The sequence below is a fragment of the Nannocystis sp. genome (genome assembly GCF_016714285.1).
Taxonomy (GTDB): Bacteria; Myxococcota_A; Polyangia; order Nannocystales; family Nannocystaceae; genus Nannocystis.
Genome location: NZ_JADJNN010000002.1, coordinates 712,798 through 735,164, shown reverse-complemented (window position 1 = coordinate 735,164; position 22,367 = coordinate 712,798). Strand labels below are relative to the sequence as shown.

Genomic DNA, 22,367 nt, shown 5'->3' with positions numbered 1-22,367 from the left:
CCCCCCCCCGGGGGGGGGGGCCCCGCGCCGGGGGGGCCTAGAAGTGCGAGACCAGCAGCGCCCCGGTCGTGCGCGGGTCGACCGCCTCGGCCGGCAGCCGCAGCGTGAAGGTCGAGCCCTGCTCCGGGACGCTCCGGACCGCAATGTCGCCGCCGAGCATGCGCGCGAAGTGGCGGCTGATCGCCAGCCCGAGGCCGGTGCCGCCGTACTTGCGGGTCGTCGAGGTGTCGGCCTGCATGAACGGCGCGAACAGGCGATCGATCGTCTCCGGGGCGATGCCGATGCCGGTGTCGACCACCGCGAACTCGAACCAGCGCCGGCCCTCGGCGAAGCCGAGCTGCACCGTCAGCTCGACCCGACCGCCCTCGGTGAACTTGCACGCGTTGCTCAGCAAGTTCGACAAGATCTGGTGCAGCTTGGTGCGGTCCGTCTTGATCGTCCCGAGCTCGCGCGGGCAGCGGAGCTTCAGCGAATTGCGCTTCTTCTCGGCCTGCGGGGCCATCGCCGTCATCACGCTGTCGACCACCTCCGCCACCGGGAACAGCTCGACATTGATGTCCATCTTGCCGGCCTCGATCTTCGACAGGTCGAGCACATCACTGATGATCGTCAGCAGATGATCGGCGGCGCCGCGGATCTTCCGCAGATCGGCGCTGTCCTGCTCGCCGCGGTCCTCGAGCAAGATCTCGCAGAAGCCGATGATCGCGTTCAGCGGCGTGCGCAGCTCGTGGCTCATGTTGGCCAGGAAGGCGCTCTTGATCTTGTTGGCCTCGAGCGCCTGGATCTCGGCGTCGCGGCGGTCGCGGACCTCCTTCTCCAGCTTGCGGTTGGTCTTGGTCAGCGCGATCGTCCGCTCCTCGACCCGCAGCTCGAGATCGTCGCGCGTGTCCCGGAGCTGCTGCTCGACCCGCTGACGCTCGGACATCTCGCGCTCGAGCCGGGCCAGCGTGCTCCGCAGCGCCGCCCCGCCGCTGTCGAGGTGACCGACGATCGCCGTCATCAACACCCCACACACCCCGATCGCCGCCACCGCGCTGGCGATCGCCAGCCAGCCCGCGGCCGCCAGCCACAGACCCCCCGCCGTGGCCGCCGCGACCACTGACACCCCGGCGAACGCCATCACCCGCCCCGGCAAGGAGATCGGCGCCGTGCAGGCGACCGCCAGGCCGAGCAACCAGCTCGGCGAGCCCGCGCCCGCGAAGTGCGGCAGCGCCAGCAACACCGCCACGAAGCCCGCGTACCGCAGCAGCTCCGCCACCCGGGCCGCGCCCGCCAGCCGCGACAGCAGCGACGCCCCCACGTTCACCGCCACGAAGCCCGCGACCACCAACCCCGCCGCCAGCGGTCGCGTCGACAACACCACCACCAGCACCGCCACCGGAACCACCACCGCCGGGAACACGCGGTCGAGGAAGCGCAGCGCCTCGAGCGACGGCACACCCGCCAGCGCCGCCCGCACGGAATCGCCGCTGCTGCCCGCCACGACCGCGGCGGGCTTGTCGATGTCGGCCTCGTCGTCCCGCATGGCCCGGCGCCCCGCGCAACATACTACTTGCCGGCAAGCGTGGCGCCGGGCCTTCAGCAGCGCGCGCTTTCGCCGACGGTCGCAGCTCAGCCGCCGAGGCGACGGAGCAGCCACTCGGCGCCGAAGCGATAGCCGCCGCGCGCCCAGGCCCGGGACAGCACGGCACACAGCGCGATCCATGCGGCGATGATCGCCAGCGAGGTGTAGCGATCGAAGGCCTGCCAGGCCCCGAGCGGCCGGGAGATCTCACGGAACAACACCACATGCACGAGCAACAGCGTGAGCGAGGCGCGCCCAAGGCACACCAGCCAGCCTCGCGGATCGAGCTCGCGCGCCCGCTCGATCCGCAGCGCGACCGCCAGCAACAGCAGCACCCCCGCCTGCAACAGCAACACGATCCCCGGGCCCGCCGGGAAGAAGCCGGTCCGCACCCGCACCAGCCGCCACCACGGCTCGGTGTGCAGGAAGCCCAGCGCCGGGACCTGCCCGCCCGCCAGATCGAGGCCAACCACCACCAGCCCGGCGATCAGACACACCCGGCACAGCCCGCTCACCCGCTCGGCCGCCGTCTCCGGCCCGGTCACCAGCCAGCGCCCGATCACCATCCCGACCAGGAACAGCGCCAGCCACGGCAACACCGGGAATTGCCCCTCCGCGAGCGCCAGCCGCAGCGCCCCGCCCGGCAGGCTGAGGTCGCGCATGCGCGGATTGTCGAGCACCGCCGGCGTGACCAGCCAGCTCTGCACCGCCACCGTCAGCGCCAGGATCACCGCCTCGGCCGCCAGCAGCGTCCGATCGCCGAGCCGTCGCCAAAGCGGCGCCGTGGCGATCGCCAGCCCCATCATGTGCAGCACGAACCACGAGCCCGCCGAGAACCAGCTGGGCGTCAGCCAATTGAGCAGGTAGCCGAAGCCCATCAGCACCACCCCGCGACGCAGCAGCGTCAGGTCGACCGCCCGCCCGGGCGCGGCCCGCCCGGTCATCAGCGAGGTCCCGGCCCCCGCGAGGGTGATGAAGATCGGCGCCGCCAGCCCGCCGAGCCCGTTGATCGCCATGTAGACCGGCGCCTGCGCGATCACCCCGCGGTGCGGCTGCTCCACCTGCCACAGCCACACCCCGAGGTGCTGCGTCATCATCAAGATCACGGCGACGCCGCGGAGCGCGTCGAGACTGAGCAGGCGAGCCACCGCCGGAGGCTACCGCGACAGCGCGGCCCCGCGCTACACTCGCGCCCATGCACGAGCACGCCGGCTTCGATGAACCCACCACGATCGCCTCGGGTCGCTTCATCCGCCTGATGCGGCGCGGCACCTGGGAGTTCGTCGAGCGCCTCGGCACCAGCGGCGCCGTGTGCATCATCGCCGTCACCGACGATCGCAAGCTCCTGCTCATCGAGCAGCCGCGCCCGGCGATGAACGGCCTCGTGATCGAGCTGCCCGCCGGGCTGGTCGGCGACGGCGAGGACGCGGGCGAGCCCGGCAGCGCCGCCGCCAACCGCGAGCTCATCGAGGAGACCGGCTACGAGGCGGCCCACATCGAGGAGGTCGCCGAGGGCCCGATCACGCCCGGCCTGTCGAACGAGCGCGTCGCCCTGTTCCTCGCCAGCGGCCTGCGCCGCGTCGGCCCCGGCGGCGGCGTCGACGGCGAGCAGATCACCTTGCACGAGGTCCCGCTCCCCGAGGTCGAGGCCTTCCTGCGCGACCAGGTCGCCCGCGGCCGCACCGTCGACCTCAAGGTCTACACCGCGCTGCACTTCGCGCGCCGCCTCGGCTAATCGCTGGCCCCATCGCTGCCATCACCAGCGATGGCATCACCAGCTACGCCACCGCCATCTATGGCATAACGGGGGCGTGGGCGACCCCGTCACCGTCTTCATGCTCGTGGTCGCCGGCCTGCTCGTGGTCGGCACCGTCGGCGAGCAGGTGTTCGCGCGCACCGGCGTGCCCACCGTGGTCTGGCTGGTCGCCCTGGGCGTGCTGGTGCGGGTCGCCGGCATCGTGCCGCTCGCCGTGGTCACCGCGCTCGCGCCCTTCTTCGCCGCGCTCGCGCTGGTGATCGTCCTGTTCGACGCCGGCACCAACCTGACTGGCGGCCTGACTGGCGGCCTGACTGGCGGCCTGACTGGCGGCCTGACTGGCGGCCTCCATGGCGGCCTGACCCAAGGGACAGGCGACCCTGCCCCCGACTTCGCCCTCGACCCCGTCACGCACAAGCGGGCCAAGCTGCTCGCCTTCGCCGGCTTCGCCGCGATCGCCACCCTCGTCGCGCTGTTCAGCCAGGCCCTCCACGGCCTCGACATCCTCCCGACCTGGAGCTGGGCCCACGCCTTCATGCTCGGCTCGCTGGTCGGCTGCGGCGCCTCCGAGGTGTTCCTGCCCTCGCTGCCCGGCGTGTCCGCCGGCGACGAGGCCACCGCCATCCTCCGCCGCGAGTCCGCGATCACCAAGGCCCTCGCCGTCACCGGCACCGTGGTCTGCCTCGACCTCCTCAGCCCGCGCATCGCCACCGGCGGCGCCGGCCTGGCCATGGCCGCCGGCTTCGGCTTCGCCCTCGCCTTCGGCAGCGTCGCCGGCCTGCTCTGGGTCATCGCCCTCCAGCGCCTCGAGGTCGACCACACCCGCAACTACGGCTTCACCCTCGCCGTCATGGTCGTCCTCTACGTCCTCTCCGAGTCCGCCGGCGGCTCCGGCCCGCTCTCCGTCCTCGTCTTCGGCGCCGTCCTCGGCAACGCCGGCGCCGTCCTCCGCCTGCTCCGCCAGCGCAGCGCCAACCACAGCAACCCCGACGACCCAGGCGAGGCCGTCCGCGCCGCCCTCGGCGGCCACGCCCGCACCATCGGCTTCGTCCGCACCCTCGTGTTCGCCATGGTCGGCCTCACCCTCGCCCCGCCCTGGGGTCCGCTGGTCATGGGCGTCGCCCTCGGCTTTCTCATCCTCATCAGCCGCCTCGCCGTCGCCCGCTTCGCCCTCGTCGGCCTCGAGCGACGCGCCCACCACATCGTCGGCACCTGCGCCCCGCGCGGCATGGCGACCGTCGCCCTCGTCACCCTGCCGCTCGCCCACGCCGTCCCCGGCGCGCGCGAGATGGTCGCCCTGGTCCTCTCCGCCGTCACCACCAGCGTCCTGCTGTTCACCATCAGCATGTACGAGCAACGTCGCGGCCAGACCCCCACCGCCGATCGAACCACCGCACGCCCCCCCAACACCTCCTTCGCCGCCCGCGTCGCCGCCGACGTCGCCGCGAGCCACCCCAGCAGCTCCGCCAGATCGTTCGACGCCCCGGTCGCAACCCCCGTCGCAACCCCGGTCGCCGCAGCCCCCATCACCGTCATCGCCGCCCCCGTCGCAACCCCAGTCGCCGCGGCCCCGTTCGTCACGCCTCCCATCACCGTCATCGCCGCCCCGGTCGCTCGCGTCGACACACCGACCACCCTCGTGGCACCCACCAACACCACGCCCGCGGACCCCGTCCCCGACCCGGCGCTCCCGACCCCCATCGACACCACCACCGTGCAGCTGCTCGCCGACTCGCTCGCGACCAGCGACGCCGACCCGGCCCTGTCCCTCAAGCCCGACGACCGACCGCCGGCCCTGCGCCGCGAGGAGGCAGACGCGCTCTCCGTCCTCGCACAACTCGGCATGCGTGACGACGACGAGCCCCTCCCCAGAGACGGCAGCGCGTGAACGCGCGCATCGCCGCGAACGCCGACCCGGTCCGCTCCTGCGGTTGACCGCGCGATCGTCCGCTGCGTAGCATGCGAACATGCTCTATCGCCGCCGTCTCCTGACCCTCGCGCTCCTCTCCGCTCCCCTGGCCGCGTGCGCCGACGACGTCGGCGTGACCTCCGCGAGCTCGAGCACGAGCACGAGCACAGACACCGGCGACCTCTCAACCAGCAGCACGCCCACCACGGTCACCCCAACCAGCGACCCGACCACCGGCCCTGCCAGCACCAGCACCAGCACCACCGCAAGCACCACCGCAAGCACCACCGACCCGAGCACCAGCACCACCGCAAGCACCACCGCGCCCGCCACCACCACCGGCCCGGACACGACCTCCAGCACCACCGCCGACACCGCGAGCAGCACCAGCGCCGCCGACACCACCGGCACCAGCACCGGCGGCGGCGACTGCCCCCCCGGCGACACCAACTGCGACTGCGCCCCGAATCAGGTCTGCAACGGCATGGCCACCTGCATCCTCGACAAGTGCCTCCCGATCGGCGACGGCTCCTGTCCCTACGAGTTCGACTTCGAGTGCGACGACCCCGAGTTCTGCCCCCCCGGCAGCGACCCCTTCGACTGCTGCGCGACCCTGCAGGACGGCATCTGCGAGGAGTTCGGCATGGGAGGCACGTGCGCCCCCTACTCCGACTTCTACGACTGCGGCTACTGCCCCTTCACCGACGACCAGGTCTGCGACGCCCCCGACTTCTGCCCCGCGGGCACCGACGACGCCGACTGCTGCGCCACCCTGCAGGACGGCGTCTGCGAGGAGATGCAGTTCGGCGGCATGTGCCCCGACGGCACCGACTTCTACGACTGCGGCCAGTGCCCCTTCGAGAACAACGGCACCTGCGACGTCCCCCTCGACTGCCCCGTCGACACCGACGCCGTCGACTGCTGCGCCCACGTCGAGGACGGCGTCTGCGAGGAGATGCAGTTCGGCGGCATGTGCCAGGACGGCGACGACTTCTACGACTGCGGCTACTGCGTCTACGAGAACGACGGCTTCTGCGACGTCCCCTTCTTCTGCCCCGAGGGCTCCGACCTGGTCGACTGCTGCGCCACCCCCGAGGACGGCAACTGCGAGGAGATGCAGTTCGGCGGCCTGTGCGACGACGGCTCCGACTTCTACGACTGCGGCTACTGCGTCTACGAGGACGACGGCGCCTGCGACGTCCCCGACTTCTGCCCGATCGGCACCGACGTCAACGACTGCGCCTGAGCATGGCGCCTCGCAGGCAGCATGTCGCAAGAGACATGTTCGTGGGGCCATGTTGCGCCCTCAGGGCCGGTGCGGTCCGGCGCTCGACGACGAGGCGCTACCCCCCACTGCGCCGCTGCGCGTCGAGCACCCGCGCCCGACTCACCTCATCCTTCGCCAGCGCGAGCGCCTGCTCGAGCGCCGCGGCGGCGGTCTTGCGATCCCCGCTGCGCAGGGCGATCTGCGCCCGCAGCTCGTGCCCGAGCGGCTCCTCCGGCGCCAGCTCAATCGCCCGCGCCGCCGCCCGCCTCGCCTTCGCCGACTCCCCCGCGTCGAGCTGGGCCCGCGCCGCCAGCCGCCACGCCTCCGCGCTGTCGGGCAGCTGCACCGTCAGCTCCCGCGTCACCCCCAGCGCCAGCTTGATCTGCTCCGTGCGCAAGAAATTGCTGACCGCCAGCTCCGCCGCCGCCAGCAGCTCGACCGCCGGGCGACCCTCCGCCTGCATGCGATGAAACGCCGCCCGCGCGTGCAGCCCCGCCTGCTTGCGCTTGTGCTGCCGCTGCTCGAGCCGGGCCCACGCCAAAAATAACCGCCCGCTGCTGCCCGCCCCGACCGTGTAGATGCCATTGCGCACCAGGGTCTCCGCCGCCTCGTCGTCGCGCTGGGCCATGCGCACCCGCACCAGCAAGATCCTGGCGTCCACGTCACCTGGCTCAAGGGCCAGGCGCCGCTCGAGCCGCGCCTGCCCGTCGCGCAAGCTCGCGGCTGTCCCAAGGGCCAGGTCGAGGCGGGCCCGGGCCCGCAGCAGCGCCCCCGCCTCGGCCCCCAGCGCCTCGGCGGTGGCGATCCACAGCTGGGCGTCGCGCCCGGCGTTGCTGTCACGCTCGAGCACCAGGTCGACCAGCCGCAGCGGCGTCTCAGGACCTATCCCCGGCTCGTCGACCAGCTGCCGCAGCATCGCCTCCGCCCGCTCGCGCTGCCCCATGTCCGCCAGCGCCGCCGCCAGCGCCTCGCGGTAGCGCGGCAGCTTCGGGTTGCTCGCCGCCGCCTGCTCGTACCAGTGCAGCGCGTTGCGGGTCCCCTCCGGCGCCTCGCCGCGCCGCAGCTGCCACACCTGCGCCAGCAGCAGCATCGCCTCCGCCGCCCGCGGCTCGCGCTCGACCGCCCGGTTCAGGGCCTTCTGCGCCGCCCGCAGGTCGCGCTGCTCCGGCGCCTGCGCCAGCATGGCCTCGCCGAGCCCGGTGTACGCCCGCGGGGCGTACACCTCCTCCTCGGCCAGCCCCGCCAGCTTGCGCAGCGCGGTCGCCGGGTCGCCCGTGTGCACCGCCACCCGCGCCCGCGCCACCTCGATCTCGACCCGCCCCGGCAGCAGGCGATCGACCCGCGCCAGCCACGGCTCCGCCTCCTCGAAGCGCCGCTGCTCGACCAGCGCCAGCCCCTGCAGATACGCCACCCGCGGGTGCTCCTGCGGCAACCCTGCCAGCGCCGTCAGGGCCGCCATCGCGTCGCCGTCGACCAGCAGCGCCCACGCCCGGTAGATCGCCGCCTCCGGCTCCGGCACCGCCAGCTGCTCGCTCCACGCCCGCGCCCGCCCGCTGTCACCTGCCTCGAGGGACAGGTCCAGCGCCAGCGCCCGCGCGCCCCGGTCCCACCACGGCAGCAGCGGCCACGCCGTGTCCAGGCGCGCCAGCCCGGCCGCCGCCTCGCCTCCGTGCACATGCACCACCGCCCGCGCCAACAGGGCGTGACCCCGGTCCTGCGGCCCCAGCGGCCGCGCCAGCAGCTGGTCCGCCAGGTCCGCCACACCGCTCAGCTCCCGCCCCAGCTCCGCGTTCATCAGCGCCTCGTCGGCCGCCAGCCCGAGGTGCGTCCGCGCCAGCGCCCGCACCCGCGTCAACACCTCCAGCGCCGCCTCCCCATCGCCCGCGCGCAGCAGCAGCCGCGCCAGCAAGCGGTGATACGCGACCATCCGCCCCGCCTCCCCGCACAGCGCCCGCGCCTCCGCCACCGCCTCCATCACGGCCGCCGCGTCACCTGTCCCGAGGGCCAGCATCCCACCCAGCCAGCGGTGCTGGTGGTGCGCCAGCGTCTGCGGCGAGCTGAAGCGCCGCGCGTCCGCCAGCGCCGCGCTCGCCTCGGCCACCGCCGCGTCACCGAAGGCCACCAGCCCCTCGGCCACCCGCAGGTCGCTGCAGCGCTCGCGCTCCGGACCCGCCGCCGCGATCGCTGCGCCCGCGAGCTCCTGCCCCTCGCCGAACTCGGCCCACAGCTGGGCCCGCACCAGCGCCTCCGCCGAGCGCACGCACTCGCCCCGCCCCGCCGCCAGCAGCTCCGCCGCCCCACCCAGATCCTCGGCCGTCCCGCGCTCGAACAGCGCCCGCGCCTCCGCGAAGCTCCGCCCCTGCGAGCGCGACCCCAACCACCAGCCCAGCACCGCGGCCATCACCGCCAGCCCGGCGATCGTCAGCCACACCCGGCCCCGCCCCGCCCGCGCCGACCCTGGCCGCAGCGCCCCGCTCACGCCGCACCTACCTGTCCCAAAGGCCAGGCCATCTCAAGCCGTCGATCGCCGCCGCACACCGGCCCGGAGCATCGCCAAATCCCGCCCCCAAGGCAAATCACGCCGCCCTGCCCCGCGCAAACCCACGGCCAGCCCGCGCCCGGTTGACAGCCTCGCGGCTTTGGTGCTTTGCATGACGCTGTGCACCCCCGCGACCTCGCCCCCCTGCTCGCGCTCGGCCTCCTCCTCGCCGGCTGCGGCGACGACGGCGACGCCACCACCGATGCCACCACCGCCTCCACCGGCCAGGCCAGCACCGACGACGCCGCCACGATCCCCAACAGCAGCACGAGCGACTCCCCCACCAGCGACGCCACGACCACCGCGACCACCGACCCGAGCACGAGCACGAGCGACCCCGGCGAGACCACCACCACGGACTCGAGCACCGGCGCCCCCGCGGGCCCGTGGGACGACTTCCTGATCGCCCGCGACGACCACCTGCGCGCCCTCGCCGTACCGATCCTCACCTGCATCGCCAAGCAGGACACCCAGCACCCCGTGTTCAACGGCTGCATCGACTGGCACTCCGCCGTCCACGCCACCTACGCCCTGCACGCCGTCTCGCGCCACACCGGCGACCCCAGCTACCTCGCCGCCGCCGAGGTGAAGCTGACCCCCGCCGGCCTCGACGCCGAGCTCCAGCGCGTCCAGCAAGGCAAGATCCCGCAGGAGGTCCCCTACGGCTATTCGTGGTTCCTGACCCTCGCCGTCGAGCGCGAGCTCGGCACCGGCAAGCAGGACCTGCGCCCGCTGGCCACCGAGATCCGCGACCAGCTGCGCGCCTGGCTCGAGTCCCGCACCCCGCCCCAGATCTCCACCGGCGTCCTCGCCGACGACTACGCCAACCTCTCGTGGGCCGTCCTGAACCTGTGGCAGTGGGCCCAGTGGACCGACGACGCCGAGCTCGCCGCCGCGATGGAGACCTACGCCGCGGACATCCTGCAAGACCCGGCCTTCGACGCGGCCTGTCCCTTCAGCCAGGAAGAGACCGACGCCGACAACTTCTTCCCGCCCTGCCTCCACCGCGCCCGCGCCATCGTCACCCTGCTCCCCGGCGCCGCCTCGGCCCCCTGGCTCGCCGACTGGCTCCCCGCCGAACCAACCCTCACACCGATCGAGATGCCCGCCGCCGCCCACATCAGCGGCCTCAACTTCTCGCGCAGCTGGGGCCTGTGGTCGCTGTACAAGGCCAGCGACGACGTCGCCTACCGCGACCTCTTCTACGACCACGTCACGACGCATCTCAACCACCCACAATACTGGGCCGAGGATTACAACAATTATGCCCACTGGGTCGCCCAATTCGGTGTCTATGCCATCTCCCAGACCTACGCAGATTGAACTCCTCGCCGTCCTGCTCGCCTGCGCCTGCGGCCAGTCCAACACCACCAGCGACGCCACCGCCAATGGCACCACCAGCGCTGGCACCACCAGCGATGGCGCCAGTGAACCCACCGCCCCGACCACCGGCGAACCCGCCGAGCCCGGCCCCTGCGCCGTCGCCCTCGAGCCCGTCCCCCTCAGCAACGCCCGACTGATCGTCGACAAGCTCGGCGCCCTGCGTGACCAGCACGGCCGCGACGTCCAACTGCGCGGCGTCAACACCGGCGGCCGCTCCAAGTACGCCCCCTTCCTGCCCTTCACCGTCGGCCCCGCCCCGACCGTCGCCGACGTGCAAGCCGCGGCCCCGCCCTTCTTCGCGCGCCTGCACGACTGGGGCCTCGACACCGTCCGCCTGCCCTTCTCGTGGGAGGCGTTAGAGCCCACAAAAGGCCAATACGACGAGGCCTACCTCGACCGCTATGTCGCCATGATCGACGCCGCCTGGGCCCTCGGCCTGCGCGTCATCGTCGACTTCCACCAGGACGTCTACGCCTCGCCCTTCTGCGGCGACGGCTTCCCACTCTGGACCCTCGCCGCGGACTACGGCCCGCCCCATCACGACTGCCCCAATTGGGGCCTCGGCTACATCATCGACGCCGGCGTCCGCGACAGCTTCGACCGCTTCTGGGCCGACGCCGACGACGTCCAGACCCACTACCGCGCCATGTGGCAACATATGGCCGAGCGCGTCGCCGACCACCCCGGCGTCCTCGGCCTCGAGCTCCTCAACGAGCCCGGCTGGGGCACCGCCGATAACATCAATTCCTGGAAGAAGACCACCCTCACCCCGTTCCACACCGCCACCATCGCCCACCTCCGCGGCATCATCGGCGACGAGCTCCTGCTCCTCTACAACAACACCGGCGTCGAGGCCGTCGGCCTCTCCTCCGTCCAGCACTTCCGCCCCGCCGGCGACGGCCTCATCTACGCCCCCCACCTCTACGACCCCGGCCTCATCGCCGGCGACCCCTACGCCGGCAACGTCCCCGAGGAGCACATCGCCCCCCTCGCCGAATTCTCCCGCACCAACGGCCTCCACCCCCTCATCGGCGAATTCGGCTACCACCTGGGCGCCACCGGCGGCGAGGACTGGCTCACCAAGATGGTCGACTCCCTCGACAAACACCGCGTCTCCGGCACCCTCTGGGAGTACTCACAAAACGAGGAGCTGTGGAACGAGGAGGACCTCTCGCTCGTCGACGCCGCCGGCGTCGAGCGGCCGATCGTCGATATCTACGTCCGACCCTGGCTCCGCGCCGTCGCCGGCACAGACCCCACATTCACCTGGGACCCGGTGGCCCGCAGCGCCAGCGCCTCCTGGACCGGCGACGGCGGTATCACCGAGCTCGCCCTGCCCCCGCGCCTGTTCCCAACGGCGCCTGCCGTCACGATCACCGGCCCCGGCGCCTGCTACACCGTCGACACCGAGCGCGGCGAGCTCCGCGTCCAGGCGCCGGAGGGGACCGCGGTGTCCGTGCAATTCACCGCGCCGTGATCGGCCGCGGGCTCCCGATCGTCGAGGCATCGTCGTCGCCAGCGGCCACGAGCTCACGATCTACGTCCTCGACGCCCCCCGCGAGCTCCGCCGCGAGCGCGTCGAGGCCCGCAACCTCGCCCAGGGCCCGACCTTCTCGATGGTCGTGCCGCCGCAGATCTTCGAGCTGGCGAGCGACCTGTGGCAGCCACTCGACACCGACGAGTGCGAGGGCCGCGAGATCCACTTCCTCGACAGCGCAGCGAGGACCCCGAAGATCCCATGAGCTGTCCCGTGGGACAGCTCATGACATTCTCCACGACGGCTACTGGGCGAGCCACACGTACGCGCTGCGGTTGGTGTGGGCGCTGACGAGGTCGGCGCGGCCGTCCCCGGTCACGTCGGCAGCGTCGAGGATGAAGTGCCCCGACATGTCAATGTTGGCCATGTCCAGGGTCCCGTTGAACGATGATGAGGCGCCGCCGAAGCCGCCGTTCGCCTGGCCGGGCCACACGTACGCGCTGCCGTTCGTGTGCGAGCTGACCAGATCTGCGCGCCCGTCTCCGCTGACATCCGCGACCGAGATCAGGTAGTGCCCGAAGGCGTCGAGGTTGGCCATGTCCAGGCTGCCGGCGAATGACGCCACCGCGCCGCCGAAGCTGCCGCTCGCCAGCCCGGGCCACACGTACGCGCTGCCGTTCGTGTGCGAGCTGACCAGGTCGGCGCGGCCGTCCCCGGTCACGTCCGCGAGATCGACGATGAAGTGCCCCGATTTGTCGAGGTTGGCCATATCCAGCGTGCCCCCGAACGACGCCACCGCGCCGCCGAAGCCGCCGTTCGCCAGCCCGGGCCACACGTACGCGCTGCCATTCGTGTGCGAGCTGACCAGGTCGGCGCGACCATCCCCGGTGACATCGGCGGCCGCGAGCAGGTAATGCCCCTTGCCGTCGATGTTCGCCACGTCCAGGCTCCCGGCGAACGACGCCACCGCGCCGCCGAAGCCGCCGTTCGCCTGACCCGGCCACACGTACGCGCTGCCGTTGCTGTGCGCGCTGACGAGGTCGGCGCGGCCGTCGCCGGTCACGTCCGCGACGTCGACGATGAAGTGGCCATAACCATCGAGGTTGGCGAGGTCCAGCGAGCCCGCGAAGGACGAGACGGCGCTGCCGAAGCTGCCGTTGACCTGCCCGGGCCACACATACGCGCTGCCGTCGACGCTGACGCTCACCAGGTCGGCGCGGTGGTCCCCGGTCACGTCCGCGGCGCCGACGAGGAAGTGCCCGGAGCCGTCGAGGTTGGCCACGTCCAGGGTTCCGGCGAACGAGGATACGGCCGACCCGAACGGGCCCAGGCCGTAGAGCTCCTTGAGCGCGGTGAGGTCGTTCGCGGTCCACACGCCGGTGCTGCCCGAGTTATAGCATGAGTTCATGATCGACCCATTGTAGGTCGCGGTCGTCGGGGTCCCCGGAATGTGGACCGCGCCGACACCGGCATCCCCCTCGTTGCCGCCGCTGCCGCCCTGGCCGCAGCTAATGTCCGGGTTGTAGTAATCCGTGTGGCGAAGCCCGAGACAGTGCCCGAGCTCGTGGGTGATGACCTGGGTGCTCACAGCGACCCCGTAGTTGGCCACACCCGAGCCGATCTCGATCCAGGTGTTCGGATTACCGCCCGCGGGGAACTCCGCCAGCCCCTGCTCACCTGCGACCACGAAGGCGACGATCGTCGCGTCGCAGCCCACCGTGGAGCCCGCGGTGCGGACCATGTTGAAGGTCAGGTCGAGGTTGGTGTAGTTGGCGATCGCCCGATCGAGGCCCGTGCTCAGGGTCCCGGTGAAGGCGGCCCCATTGACACAGATGGTGTTCTTGCTCTTGCTCACCAGATTGTTGGTGCGGTACTGGCGAAACGAAGGACCATCCTGGTCCTCCGAGGCGACCATCTCGCGGGACGCCGCGAGGCTGACCACGGCGTCCCCGCCGACGATGACCACGCCGTCCGCCCGGGCCTCGATCTCGCTCTCGGGGTAACCCGCGAGGCGGAGATTCTCGACGATCTCCGCGGCCTCCTCCTCCGGATCAAGGTCCGCGGGATCGATGCGGTCCGACGCGAGGTCGCAGCCGAGGGCGAGCGCCGCAGCAACAGTGAAGAAAATCCGTGTCTCAGTGGCTGTATTCATCGTTCAATCTCTCCTGTGAGCCGCGTCCATCGGTCACGTCGTGGTGGTGTCGCCAGCCCAGCCTCGAGATCCTTACTCGTCCTTACTCGTCGTTCCTTACTCGTACTTACTCGTCCTTACTCGTCCCTCGCGCCCGCGCAGCGGCCCGCCGGCTGCTCGCGCTCCCGCTCGCCGCCGGGTCGCCCACGCGCCGTCAGGCGCGTGAAATGGTCCGTTGCGACCAACGCTAGCCTCGTGTCAAGATGCCGCCGTTGACACTCATAGGATGGAAATGAACATGACCAACGTAAAGCATCTGACGATGGCTCTGGCCTGCGTGGCGACGATCGGCTGCGGCGGCGACGACACTGGCACCGGCAACGCGACGACCGGCGGCGCGACCGAGGCCGGCTCCACCACCGCCGCCGCCTCCACCACCGCCCCGGACACCACCAGCCCGACCACCACCGAACCGCCGACCAGCACCTCGTCGGACGCGACCTCCGCGAGCGGCAGCGACGCCTCCACCACCGACATCAACAGCACCACCGCCACGACCGACGCCACCACCACCGACGCCACCACGACCGACGCCACCACCGGCGCGGCCCCGGTCTGCGGCGACACCGTCGTCGACCCCGGCGAGGAGTGCGACGACGGCAACGACATCGACGAGGACGCGTGCACCAACCTCTGCAAGAACGCCGCCTGCGGCGACGCGATCGTCGGCCCTGGCGAAGCCTGCGACGACGGCAACGACGTCGACGACGACGCCTGCAGCAACACCTGCGCCTCGGCGGCCTGCGGCGACGCCGTCGTCCAGGCCCCCGAGGAGTGCGATGACGGCAATGACATCGATGAAGACGCCTGCCTGAGCACCTGCCTCAAGGCCGTGTGCGGCGACTCGGTCGTGTTCATGGGCAGCGAGGAGTGCGACGACGCCAACGACATCGACGACGACGGCTGCAGCAACGCCTGCAAGCTGCCGACTTGCATGGACAAGGCCAAGAACGGCAGCGAGACCGACGTCGACTGCGGCGGCGGCCAGTGCCCCAAGTGCGGCCTCGGCAACGCCTGCAGCATGGACGCAGATTGCGGCATCGGCCCCTGCCTGAACAACAAGTGCGTCAGCAACAAGAGCTGCAAGTCGCTGTTCGCCGGCGACAACACGCTCAAGGACGGCAAGTTCATGCTCGACCCCGACGAGGGCGGCCCGAACCCGGCCTTCGAGGCCTACTGCGACATGACCCACGACGGCGGCGGCTGGACCCTGATCATGAAGTCGATCAACACCAACTTCCACTACGACGACGTATTGTGGGAGAATAACCTGACCCTGAACCCGGCCGACTTCGACTTCGTCACCGACGCCAAGAAGTCGAAGTACCAGACCTTCCTCACTGTCGGCTTCGGCGAGCTGCGCACCAGCGCGACCGACAGCACCAGCTCGCAGATCTACGTCCTCGGCGCCCCGGTCGCCAACGCCACCGCGCTGTTCCTCGGCCCCGGCGTCGAGGTCAACAAGACGATGCTGCTCCCCTACTTCGAGGGCATCCACGCCGCCTACGACAAGCACCTCGCCGTCGGCGGCTGCAACCCGGCGAACAAGTACGTCAATTACGGCCTCAACCTGAAGAAGCTGAACGGCGTCGCCTTCCTGCCCGACGGGGGCCAGTGCGACTGGAACGGCGGCGCCCGCTTCGGCCTCCGCGTCAACGGCAACCATAACGGCACCGGCAACCACGCCGGCCAGGGCTGGGGCACCTACACCACGATCGACAACGTCTACGTGGCCAAGATGAAGCAGCTGCTCTGGGTCCGCTGAGCAGCGCAGCGGCGCGTCCGCCCGGCCACGAGCGAGGCCTGGCCCGTCGCCCGCCGATGCGTGGGCTGACCTCGCCCGCCCGGGTGAGGCTGGTCCGACTCTTGACATTCACCGTTTCGCTCGCGCACCCTGCTCGCCATCATGACGAAGACCCACGAGCACGGAGCTCCCTATCTATGGATCAGCCTGGCGCTGCTCGGCTGCGGGGACGCGGCGCAGGACAGCGCCAGTGCGACGATGACGGGTGTCACCACCGCGACGACGCCTGGCACGACCACCGCGACCACCGGCGACGCTACCGGCGCCCCGACTTCCACCACCGGCCAGGCCAGCGGCGAGACTCAGGGCGACGCGCTGAAGCTCGATGTCGGGGTCACCCGGGACTTCGACCCGACCGGCGGCGGGCCGGCCTCCTGCGAGGTCCTGGACGACATGAACGGCGTCGGCGAGTGCGGCAAGAAGGCCCCGCCGGACAGCTTCGAGCCGGACATTCAGTGGACATGGACGGCGCCGGGGGACGTATACAGCATCGTCACGCCGCTGGTCGCCAACTTCACGGATGACAACAACGACGGCGTCATCGACCTGTGCGATATCCCCGACATCCTCATCGTCGCCACGCCGGAGCTCGCCAACCCGCAGCCGCCGGGGCGCATCTACCTGCTCGACGGCGCGACGGGCTCGGTGCATTACAAGATCGAGGACAACGTCTCGGACAGCGTCACGCCGGCGATCGGCGACATCGACGGCGACGGCCTGGTCGAGATCGTCACGCTCTCGGACCAGGGCACCCTGGTCGCCTACGAGCACGACGGCACGCCCAAGTGGTCCGGCTTCAAGGTCCCCGGGTATAATGGTATCGGCGGCGCCATCGCGCTCGGCGACGTCGACAACGACGGTGATGTCGAGATCGCCTACGACGATATCCTCGCCGACCACCAGGGCCTCTTCTTGTGGGAGGCGAAGCTCCTCAACGTGATCTGTCCGGCCACCGCCCTCGCCGACCTCGATGACGACGGTGACCTCGAGATCGTGTTCGGCCACGCGGCGTTTCACCACGACGGCACGCCGCTCTACAACACGCCGGGCATCGAGCCCGGCTTCCCGCAGATCGCCAACCTCGACGCCGACCCGCAGCCCGAGGTGCTCATCGCCAACACCAACGGCATCACCCTCCTCGATCACGACGGCACGGTCAAATACAAGGACCTGCGGCCCACCGGCGACCCCGCCGACGGCCTCAACTGGTCGCGCCCGGCGACCGTGCACGACTTCGACGGCGACGGCGTCGCCGAGTTCGCGCTGAGCTCCTCGGCGCATTACTCGGTGTTCGAGCGCGACGGCAAGGTGCGCTGGACGGTCAACATCTCGGACCCGACCGGCATCGCCGCGGGCACCGCGTTCGACTTCCTCGGCGACGGCGGAGCCGAGGCGATGTACGCCGACGAGCTGAACCTCTTCATCTACGACGACAAGGGCGGCGTGGAGCTGATGGCGTCGCGCACGAGCCGGACCCTCATCGAGTACCCGGTGGTCGTCGACGTCGACAACGACGGCTCGGCGGAGATCATCGTCGTCTCCAACGAGACCACCGATAACGTCGCCGACGGGATCACGGTGCAGGTGATCCGTGACAAACAGGACCGGTGGATCCAGGCCCGGCGGATCTGGAATCAACACACTTATCACGTCACCAACGTCCGCGAGGACGGGACGATCCCTCAGGTCGAGCCGCACTCCTGGGCCGACCTCAACACCTACCGTACCAACGCGCAGATCGAGGGCGGCAAGCTGTGTCTGCCGCCGCCTCCGGGCTAACAGCACACGGCGAGAAACCTCAGATACACTTGCCAGCCGTGCACATGCTAAATGCCACGCACTGGCCGGCGCCAGTGCACGATGTGTTGCACTGACCCGCTTCGCAGGTGTACAGGCCGCAATTCATGCTGTCGAGGGTCGTGCACTTGCCCTTGTTGTTGTAGATCTTGTGCTTGACCTCGGACGCCAGCACGTTGTCGACGCACTACCCGTGGTATGGGGCCACCTACGCCAACCTGGAGGTGTGGGCTGACGTCGCCCCGCGTGACCATCGTCCGACACTTGACACCCTTTCTGTCCAGCCACCGCCCTCGCCGACCTCGACGACGACGGTGACCTCGAGATCGTGTTCGGCCACGCGGCGTTTCACCACGACGGCACGCCGCTCTACATCACCGCGGGCATCGAACCCGGCTTCCCGCAGATCGCCAACCTCGACGCCGACCCGCAGCCCGAGGTGCTCGGCCTCGCGCACGAGCCGGACCCTCATCGAGTACCCGGTGTTCGCCACTGCGTTCCTCGGTCGGGGCAGCTGCGTGCTCCTCCGGCCGCCCGGCCTGTTCGCCCACCTGTTTCGCCGGTGATCCATGGACCGGGCATCCGGGTTCCGGGCCGCGGTTTCCGCTGTCGCCGCGGGAGATGCCGGGCCGCGGACCACGTGACGTCACGGCCGATGCCGGGAAACCGCACGACCGCCGCGATGCTGCGGACGCCGCGCGAAGGTGGGAGAATGCTCCGCGATGTTGCGTCCCTGGATCTGCCTCCCGGCTGCCCTCGGGGTCCTCCTCGCAGACGAGGCCGCGGCGTGCACCCCGGACCCGTGCGCCGGGACCACTGCGTTCGTCGGACTCCAGCGCGTCGGCGCCGGCGTCGACGTCAACGTCGACGTCCCGATCGACGGCGTGCTGGTGTTGCAGGCGCAATGGTTCGGCGAGGTCACCGCGGCGCAGCTCGTCGACGCATTGACGCTGCTGGTCAGCGCCGACGGCGAGCTGGTCGACGGGTCCGTCGAGGCGATCGATCGACCGGGCATGACGGACATCCTGCTGTGGCGTCCGGCCGAGCTCCTGCGGTCCGAGACCACCTACACGGTGAACGCCTCGTACCTCAACGGCGACGACGTGCCCGGCGAATGCGCGGCGAAGCAGGTCGACATCCCCCTCGAATTCACGACCACCGCCGGGAAAGCCGAGCCGCTGGCCGCGCCGAAGGTATGGTCGGACTCCTCGTACGGCGACTCCCCGCTGATGGCGCTCGACTCGATGGTCTGCTGCGACGGCGCCTACCCCGTCGCGCAGGAGCTGTGCGACATCCCACAGGGCCTCGCCTGGACCAAGGGCAAGTGCGTGCCGACGATGTCCCGCGCGTGGCTCAGCGCCTCGATGGGCGTGGCCTCCATCCTCGACAACCCGACGGCCGCCCAGTGGGCCCGCACGCTCTACCAGGACGGCGACGAAGTCGAGACGAGCCTCAAGCAGTCCTTCACGCGCTCGCTCACCGAGCCGGCCTGCTTCACGATCATCCAGTTCAGCCTGGCGACCGGCGAGTCAATCACCAGCGAGGAGCGGTGCGTGGGCGAAGACCTGATCCTGCCGCTCGGCGACCTCCCGCTCGACCCAACCCCGATGCTCGCCGAGCTGTGCGAGGACACGCCCTACATTTGCGAGGCCAACGACGACGGGTGGGTCCCCGAGCGCTGCCGGCCGTGGCCCCTGCCGGCGACCCAGCCCGAGCCCGCGAGCACCGGCTGCAGCGTCGGCGAACCGGGCGCCGGCCTCGGACTCCTCGCGCTCCTGCTCGTCGTGCGCCGCCGTCGCGGTTCGTCCAGATCGATCACCAGGTGAACACTGCAAGTCGAGCCCGCTTCACTCGAGGATCATCCCGACGACCGCGGAGGTCCACTCGCCGCTGTTGTACAAGTAGGTGCCGCGCATCCACACCAGCGCGGTCCGATCGTCGTCCCAGCGGGGGACTAGCGGCCGCAGGTTGTCGTCCCGCGAGTCGCGGGTGATCGGCTCCCACTCCCACGTCTCGCCGTCGTCCCCGGTGACGCCGCGGAACAGCTCGTGGTGCTGCTTGCCGTCGGTGGCGCTGATCAGTGGGTCGCCCGCGACCGGGTCGGCGTTGGTCGAGATGTAGACGACGCGGGTGTCGCGCGGGTCGAGCGTGGCCAGGCCAGTGTAGTCGTCCTCGCCCGCGTACAGGCGCTCGCCGGCGTAGGCGATCACGTGCCACTGCCAGGCTTTGCCGTCCCAGCGGGCGTGTTGGTAACGGATGTCGTGGCCGCCCTGATGCGATCCCGAATAGCGGCCGTCCTTCTGCACGCTGAACGCGACGACCGGGCGCTCCTCCTCGTCGAGCTCGATGTCGGTCATCCACGCGACGTTGTCGGGGTCGCCCTGGAAGATCCGCGTCAGCTGGGTGATATCGGCCGACGGCGCCGTGTTCGTGCTCAGCATGGCGATCATCGTGCCGTCGGACCCGAGGATGCGGTCGCCGTCGACGATGCCGTGATACAGGCTGTTGTCGTACTGGCGCGGGTGGTCCTCGGTCGCCACGAAGTGGATCGCCCCCTTGCTGTCCTGGCAGTACTTCACATAGGGGCTGTAGCCGTTTCGGCCGTGGACGAGCCGCCCGCCGTAGGTCCACGTGACCCCGTCGTCGTCCGAGTACATGTAATTGGGGTCCTGCTCGAACCCGCGGTAAAAATTCACGATCCGCCCAGACGGCAAACGAAAGGTGTTGCTGTAGGTCGCCTGGTGCGACCCGGTCGTCGCGCGTGGGCTCTCGAACACCGTCGGCGGGGTCCACTGAAGCGGGTCGCCGGGCATCGAGTATTGCAGGTAGACGTCCTGGTCCACGCGATGCTTGGTGTAGATCGCCAGGAGCCCGCCGTCCTCCCGCGGGAGGAAGCTCGGGTTGCTGTGGTCGTCCTGCTGCAGCTTCTCAAACAAGACGACCGTGTCAACCTCGTCCGTCTCGAGGTCCCACACCGCGACCTCGACGTTTCCCGCGGACCCGTAGATCGGTTCGTCCTCGCGGCCGCCGACCGCCCGCACGGAGCCGACGATCAGCTTGCCCTCGTGCACGATCACCCGCTCGTCCATGAACCACGACCACGCCCCGTTGTCGTTGAGCACCTTCAGCGAGCCCGCGACCCACGGCTTGGCGTCCGACTCAACCACCGGCTCGCCGCACGCTGCCCCGAGGACGGCGACCCCGGTGATCATCACCCATCCAAAGCGGCTCAATGAGCGTGCGCGGGACATGGTTCCTCAGCGGACGAGTGTATCCTCGCGCCGCCACTCGACATGCGTGATAAATATCACACAAATTGGCAGGCCGACACCCTCCGAAGGCCGCGTCACCCCCGACCTTGATGCCCACGCGCCCGCCGCCTACCATCTCGTCGTGCGGCACCTGCCCGTCGTATCGTGTGTCTGCGTCGCGCTCGCGGGATGCACCCCCCCGGAGGACTGGTCGGTCGAGGTCGTCGAGTCGACGATGGCCCGTTACGACGCCCGCGATCTGCCCGGTTGGCAGTACACGCTCGGCCTCTACCTCTACGCGCAATACCTCGTGTACCAGCGGACCCAGGACCCGCGCTACCTGAAGTACATCCGGACTTGGACCGATCGGTTCGTCGCAGAGGACGGCACGATCCACGACACCTTCGACTCCCTCGACTACATGATGCCCGGCCGCGTGCTGAACGTGCTGCACCGCGAGACGGGCGACGACCGCTACCGCATCGCCGCGAAGAAGATCCGCGACCGCCTCGACGACTACCCGCGGACCAGCGATGGCGGCCTGTGGCACGCGGTCAGGTTGGACCACCAATTGTGGGCCGACGGCGCCTTCATGGTCGCCCCGTTCGTCGCCGAGTACGGGCGCGAGTTCGACGACGCGGAGTACGCCAACGAGGAGGCCGCCAAGCAGCTCGTCGTCTACGCGAGCCATCTGCAGCAGCCGAACGGGCTGCTCAAGCACGCGTACGACGAGGCGCGCGTGCAGGTCTGGGCCGACCCGGACACCGGCCTCGCGCCGGAGCACTGGTGCCGCGCGGTCGGCTGGTTCGGCATGGCCATGATCCACGTGCTCGAGGTCCTCCCCGAGGACCACCCGCGTCGACCCGAGCTACTGCGGATCCTCGCGGACCTGGTCGCCGGCTACGCGGACTTCCAGGACCCGGAGTCCGGCCTGTGGTTCGAGGTCGTCGACAAGGGCGACATGCCCAATAACTGGACCGAGACGTCGTGCTCGTCGATGTACACGTTCACGATCTCCCGCGGCATCGAGCAGGGCTGGGTCGACGCCGACTACCAGGACGTCGCCGACCGCGGCTACGAGGGCGTCCTGAGCCGGATATCGCGCGACGAGGACGGCCTGACCCGCCTGACGGAGATCGTCGTCGGCACCAACATCGGCGACTATCGCTACTACATCGACCGCCCGCGTTCGGTCAACGACTTCCACGGCCTCGGCGCATTCCTCATCATGAATGAGCAGCTTCGCCGGACCCACGGCGGGTGAGCCTTCGCGCGCCGGCGACGAGCCGTCCCGCGGACAGAACGACGACGCCATTGTGGCGCGCCGGCGGCGAGCCGTCCCGCGGACAGAACGACGACGCCATTGTGAACGGCCCCGCCAGCGTGTAGACGCCGATCAGGATCCGCGACCCGCCGGGTACCTGACCTG

General features: G+C 70.5%; 17 protein-coding genes. 10 read left to right on the top strand and 7 right to left on the bottom strand.

What is annotated here, in order from left to right; translation table 11 throughout:
* Positions 1 to 37: 37 nt before the first annotated feature.
* Positions 38 to 1,525, bottom strand: a complete 1,488-nt coding sequence (locus IPJ59_RS07245) for an ATP-binding protein (protein ID WP_293248420.1) — start codon at positions 1,523 to 1,525, stop codon at positions 38 to 40.
* An 86-nt stretch (positions 1,526 to 1,611) separates the two neighbouring features.
* Positions 1,612 to 2,712 carry a DUF418 domain-containing transporter gene (locus tag IPJ59_RS07240; RefSeq protein WP_293270415.1) on the bottom strand — a complete coding sequence of 367 codons (1,101 nt, stop codon included), beginning with the start codon at positions 2,710 to 2,712 and terminating at the stop codon, positions 1,612 to 1,614.
* Positions 2,713 to 2,759: 47 nt separating this feature from the next.
* On the opposite strand from IPJ59_RS07240, the gene IPJ59_RS07235 reads away from it, so the two are divergent.
* The 3 genes from IPJ59_RS07235 (at position 2,760) to IPJ59_RS07225 (ending at position 6,475) form a co-directional block, all read left to right on the top strand.
* Complete coding sequence (locus tag IPJ59_RS07235; RefSeq protein WP_293270413.1) at positions 2,760 to 3,299, top strand: NUDIX hydrolase; 540 nt, start codon at positions 2,760 to 2,762, stop codon at positions 3,297 to 3,299.
* Positions 3,300 to 3,375: 76 nt separating this feature from the next.
* Positions 3,376 to 5,208: a cation:proton antiporter domain-containing protein gene (locus tag IPJ59_RS07230; protein WP_293270411.1), complete on the top strand. Its 1,833-nt coding sequence runs from the start codon at positions 3,376 to 3,378 to the stop codon at positions 5,206 to 5,208.
* A gap of 79 nt (positions 5,209 to 5,287) precedes the next feature.
* Positions 5,288 to 6,475 carry a hypothetical protein gene (locus tag IPJ59_RS07225; RefSeq protein WP_293248428.1) on the top strand — a complete coding sequence of 396 codons (1,188 nt, stop codon included), beginning with the start codon at positions 5,288 to 5,290 and terminating at the stop codon, positions 6,473 to 6,475.
* 97 nt (positions 6,476 to 6,572) lie between these two features.
* Here IPJ59_RS07225 and IPJ59_RS07220 read toward each other — a convergent pair whose 3' ends face one another.
* Positions 6,573 to 8,975: a tetratricopeptide repeat protein gene (locus IPJ59_RS07220; RefSeq protein ID WP_293270410.1), complete on the bottom strand. Its 2,403-nt coding sequence runs from the start codon at positions 8,973 to 8,975 to the stop codon at positions 6,573 to 6,575.
* Between the two features lie 180 nt (positions 8,976 to 9,155).
* On the opposite strand from IPJ59_RS07220, the gene IPJ59_RS07215 reads away from it, so the two are divergent.
* The 3 genes from IPJ59_RS07215 (at position 9,156) to IPJ59_RS07205 (ending at position 12,160) form a co-directional block, all read left to right on the top strand.
* Complete coding sequence (locus tag IPJ59_RS07215; protein ID WP_293248432.1) at positions 9,156 to 10,358, top strand: DUF2891 family protein; 1,203 nt, start codon at positions 9,156 to 9,158, stop codon at positions 10,356 to 10,358.
* Positions 10,330 to 11,895, top strand: a complete 1,566-nt coding sequence (locus IPJ59_RS07210) for a cellulase family glycosylhydrolase (protein ID WP_293270408.1) — start codon at positions 10,330 to 10,332, stop codon at positions 11,893 to 11,895. The genes IPJ59_RS07215 and IPJ59_RS07210 overlap by 29 nt, the downstream gene beginning before the upstream one ends.
* Positions 11,896 to 12,034: 139 nt before the next feature.
* Positions 12,035 to 12,160, top strand: a complete 126-nt coding sequence (locus IPJ59_RS07205) for a hypothetical protein (RefSeq protein WP_293248436.1) — start codon at positions 12,035 to 12,037, stop codon at positions 12,158 to 12,160.
* A gap of 39 nt (positions 12,161 to 12,199) precedes the next feature.
* On the opposite strand, the gene IPJ59_RS07200 is transcribed toward IPJ59_RS07205, so the two are convergent.
* Positions 12,200 to 14,047, bottom strand: coding sequence for a M57 family metalloprotease (locus tag IPJ59_RS07200; protein ID WP_293270407.1), 1,848 nt, complete (start codon positions 14,045 to 14,047; stop codon positions 12,200 to 12,202).
* A 277-nt stretch (positions 14,048 to 14,324) separates the two neighbouring features.
* Here IPJ59_RS07200 and IPJ59_RS07195 point away from each other — a divergent pair, with 277 nt between their 5' ends.
* Both IPJ59_RS07195 and IPJ59_RS07190 read left to right on the top strand, forming a co-directional pair.
* Entirely contained in the window at positions 14,325 to 15,851 is a 1,527-nt protein-coding gene (locus IPJ59_RS07195; protein WP_293248440.1) for a DUF4215 domain-containing protein, read from the top strand.
* Between the two features lie 141 nt (positions 15,852 to 15,992).
* Positions 15,993 to 17,669, top strand: coding sequence for an FG-GAP repeat domain-containing protein (locus IPJ59_RS07190; RefSeq protein WP_293270405.1), 1,677 nt, complete (start codon positions 15,993 to 15,995; stop codon positions 17,667 to 17,669).
* A 19-nt stretch (positions 17,670 to 17,688) separates the two neighbouring features.
* On the opposite strand, the gene IPJ59_RS07185 is transcribed toward IPJ59_RS07190, so the two are convergent.
* Complete coding sequence (locus IPJ59_RS07185; RefSeq protein WP_293270403.1) at positions 17,689 to 17,862, bottom strand: hypothetical protein; 174 nt, start codon at positions 17,860 to 17,862, stop codon at positions 17,689 to 17,691.
* 33 nt (positions 17,863 to 17,895) lie between these two features.
* A complete protein-coding gene (locus tag IPJ59_RS07180) occupies positions 17,896 to 18,144 on the bottom strand; it encodes a hypothetical protein (protein WP_293248445.1) in 249 nt (82 codons plus the stop codon).
* Positions 18,145 to 18,409: 265 nt separating this feature from the next.
* Between IPJ59_RS07180 and IPJ59_RS07175 the strand changes: the two genes are divergently transcribed.
* Positions 18,410 to 19,513, top strand: a complete 1,104-nt coding sequence (locus IPJ59_RS07175) for a hypothetical protein (protein WP_293270401.1) — start codon at positions 18,410 to 18,412, stop codon at positions 19,511 to 19,513.
* A 21-nt stretch (positions 19,514 to 19,534) separates the two neighbouring features.
* Here IPJ59_RS07175 and IPJ59_RS07170 read toward each other — a convergent pair whose 3' ends face one another.
* The gene (locus tag IPJ59_RS07170) at positions 19,535 to 20,938 is read right to left on the bottom strand and encodes a BNR-4 repeat-containing protein (protein WP_293270399.1); all 1,404 of its coding nucleotides are present in this window, start codon (positions 20,936 to 20,938) and stop codon (positions 19,535 to 19,537) included.
* Between the two features lie 142 nt (positions 20,939 to 21,080).
* Between IPJ59_RS07170 and IPJ59_RS07165 the strand changes: the two genes are divergently transcribed.
* Entirely contained in the window at positions 21,081 to 22,202 is a 1,122-nt protein-coding gene (locus IPJ59_RS07165; protein ID WP_293270397.1) for a glycoside hydrolase family 88/105 protein, read from the top strand.
* The last annotated feature ends 165 nt before the right edge of the window (positions 22,203 to 22,367 follow it).

Excerpts from the sequence above, each read along its gene's own strand:
- IPJ59_RS07235 (WP_293270413.1), top strand. The coding sequence starts at position 2,760 with ATGCACGAGCACGCCGGCTTCGATGAACCCACCACGATCGCCTCGGGT.
- IPJ59_RS07245 (WP_293248420.1), bottom strand. The coding sequence starts at position 1,525 with ATGCGGGACGACGAGGCCGACATCGACAAGCCCGCCGCGGTCGTGGCG.
- IPJ59_RS07190 (WP_293270405.1), top strand. The coding sequence starts at position 15,993 with ATGACGAAGACCCACGAGCACGGAGCTCCCTATCTATGGATCAGCCTG.
- IPJ59_RS07205 (WP_293248436.1), top strand. The coding sequence starts at position 12,035 with ATGGTCGTGCCGCCGCAGATCTTCGAGCTGGCGAGCGACCTGTGGCAG.
- IPJ59_RS07175 (WP_293270401.1), top strand. The coding sequence starts at position 18,410 with ATGTTGCGTCCCTGGATCTGCCTCCCGGCTGCCCTCGGGGTCCTCCTC.
- IPJ59_RS07195 (WP_293248440.1), top strand. The coding sequence starts at position 14,325 with ATGACCAACGTAAAGCATCTGACGATGGCTCTGGCCTGCGTGGCGACG.
- IPJ59_RS07200 (WP_293270407.1), bottom strand. The coding sequence starts at position 14,047 with ATGAATACAGCCACTGAGACACGGATTTTCTTCACTGTTGCTGCGGCG.
- IPJ59_RS07225 (WP_293248428.1), top strand. The coding sequence starts at position 5,288 with ATGCTCTATCGCCGCCGTCTCCTGACCCTCGCGCTCCTCTCCGCTCCC.
- IPJ59_RS07210 (WP_293270408.1), top strand. The coding sequence starts at position 10,330 with ATGCCATCTCCCAGACCTACGCAGATTGAACTCCTCGCCGTCCTGCTC.
- IPJ59_RS07170 (WP_293270399.1), bottom strand. The coding sequence starts at position 20,938 with ATGTCCCGCGCACGCTCATTGAGCCGCTTTGGATGGGTGATGATCACC.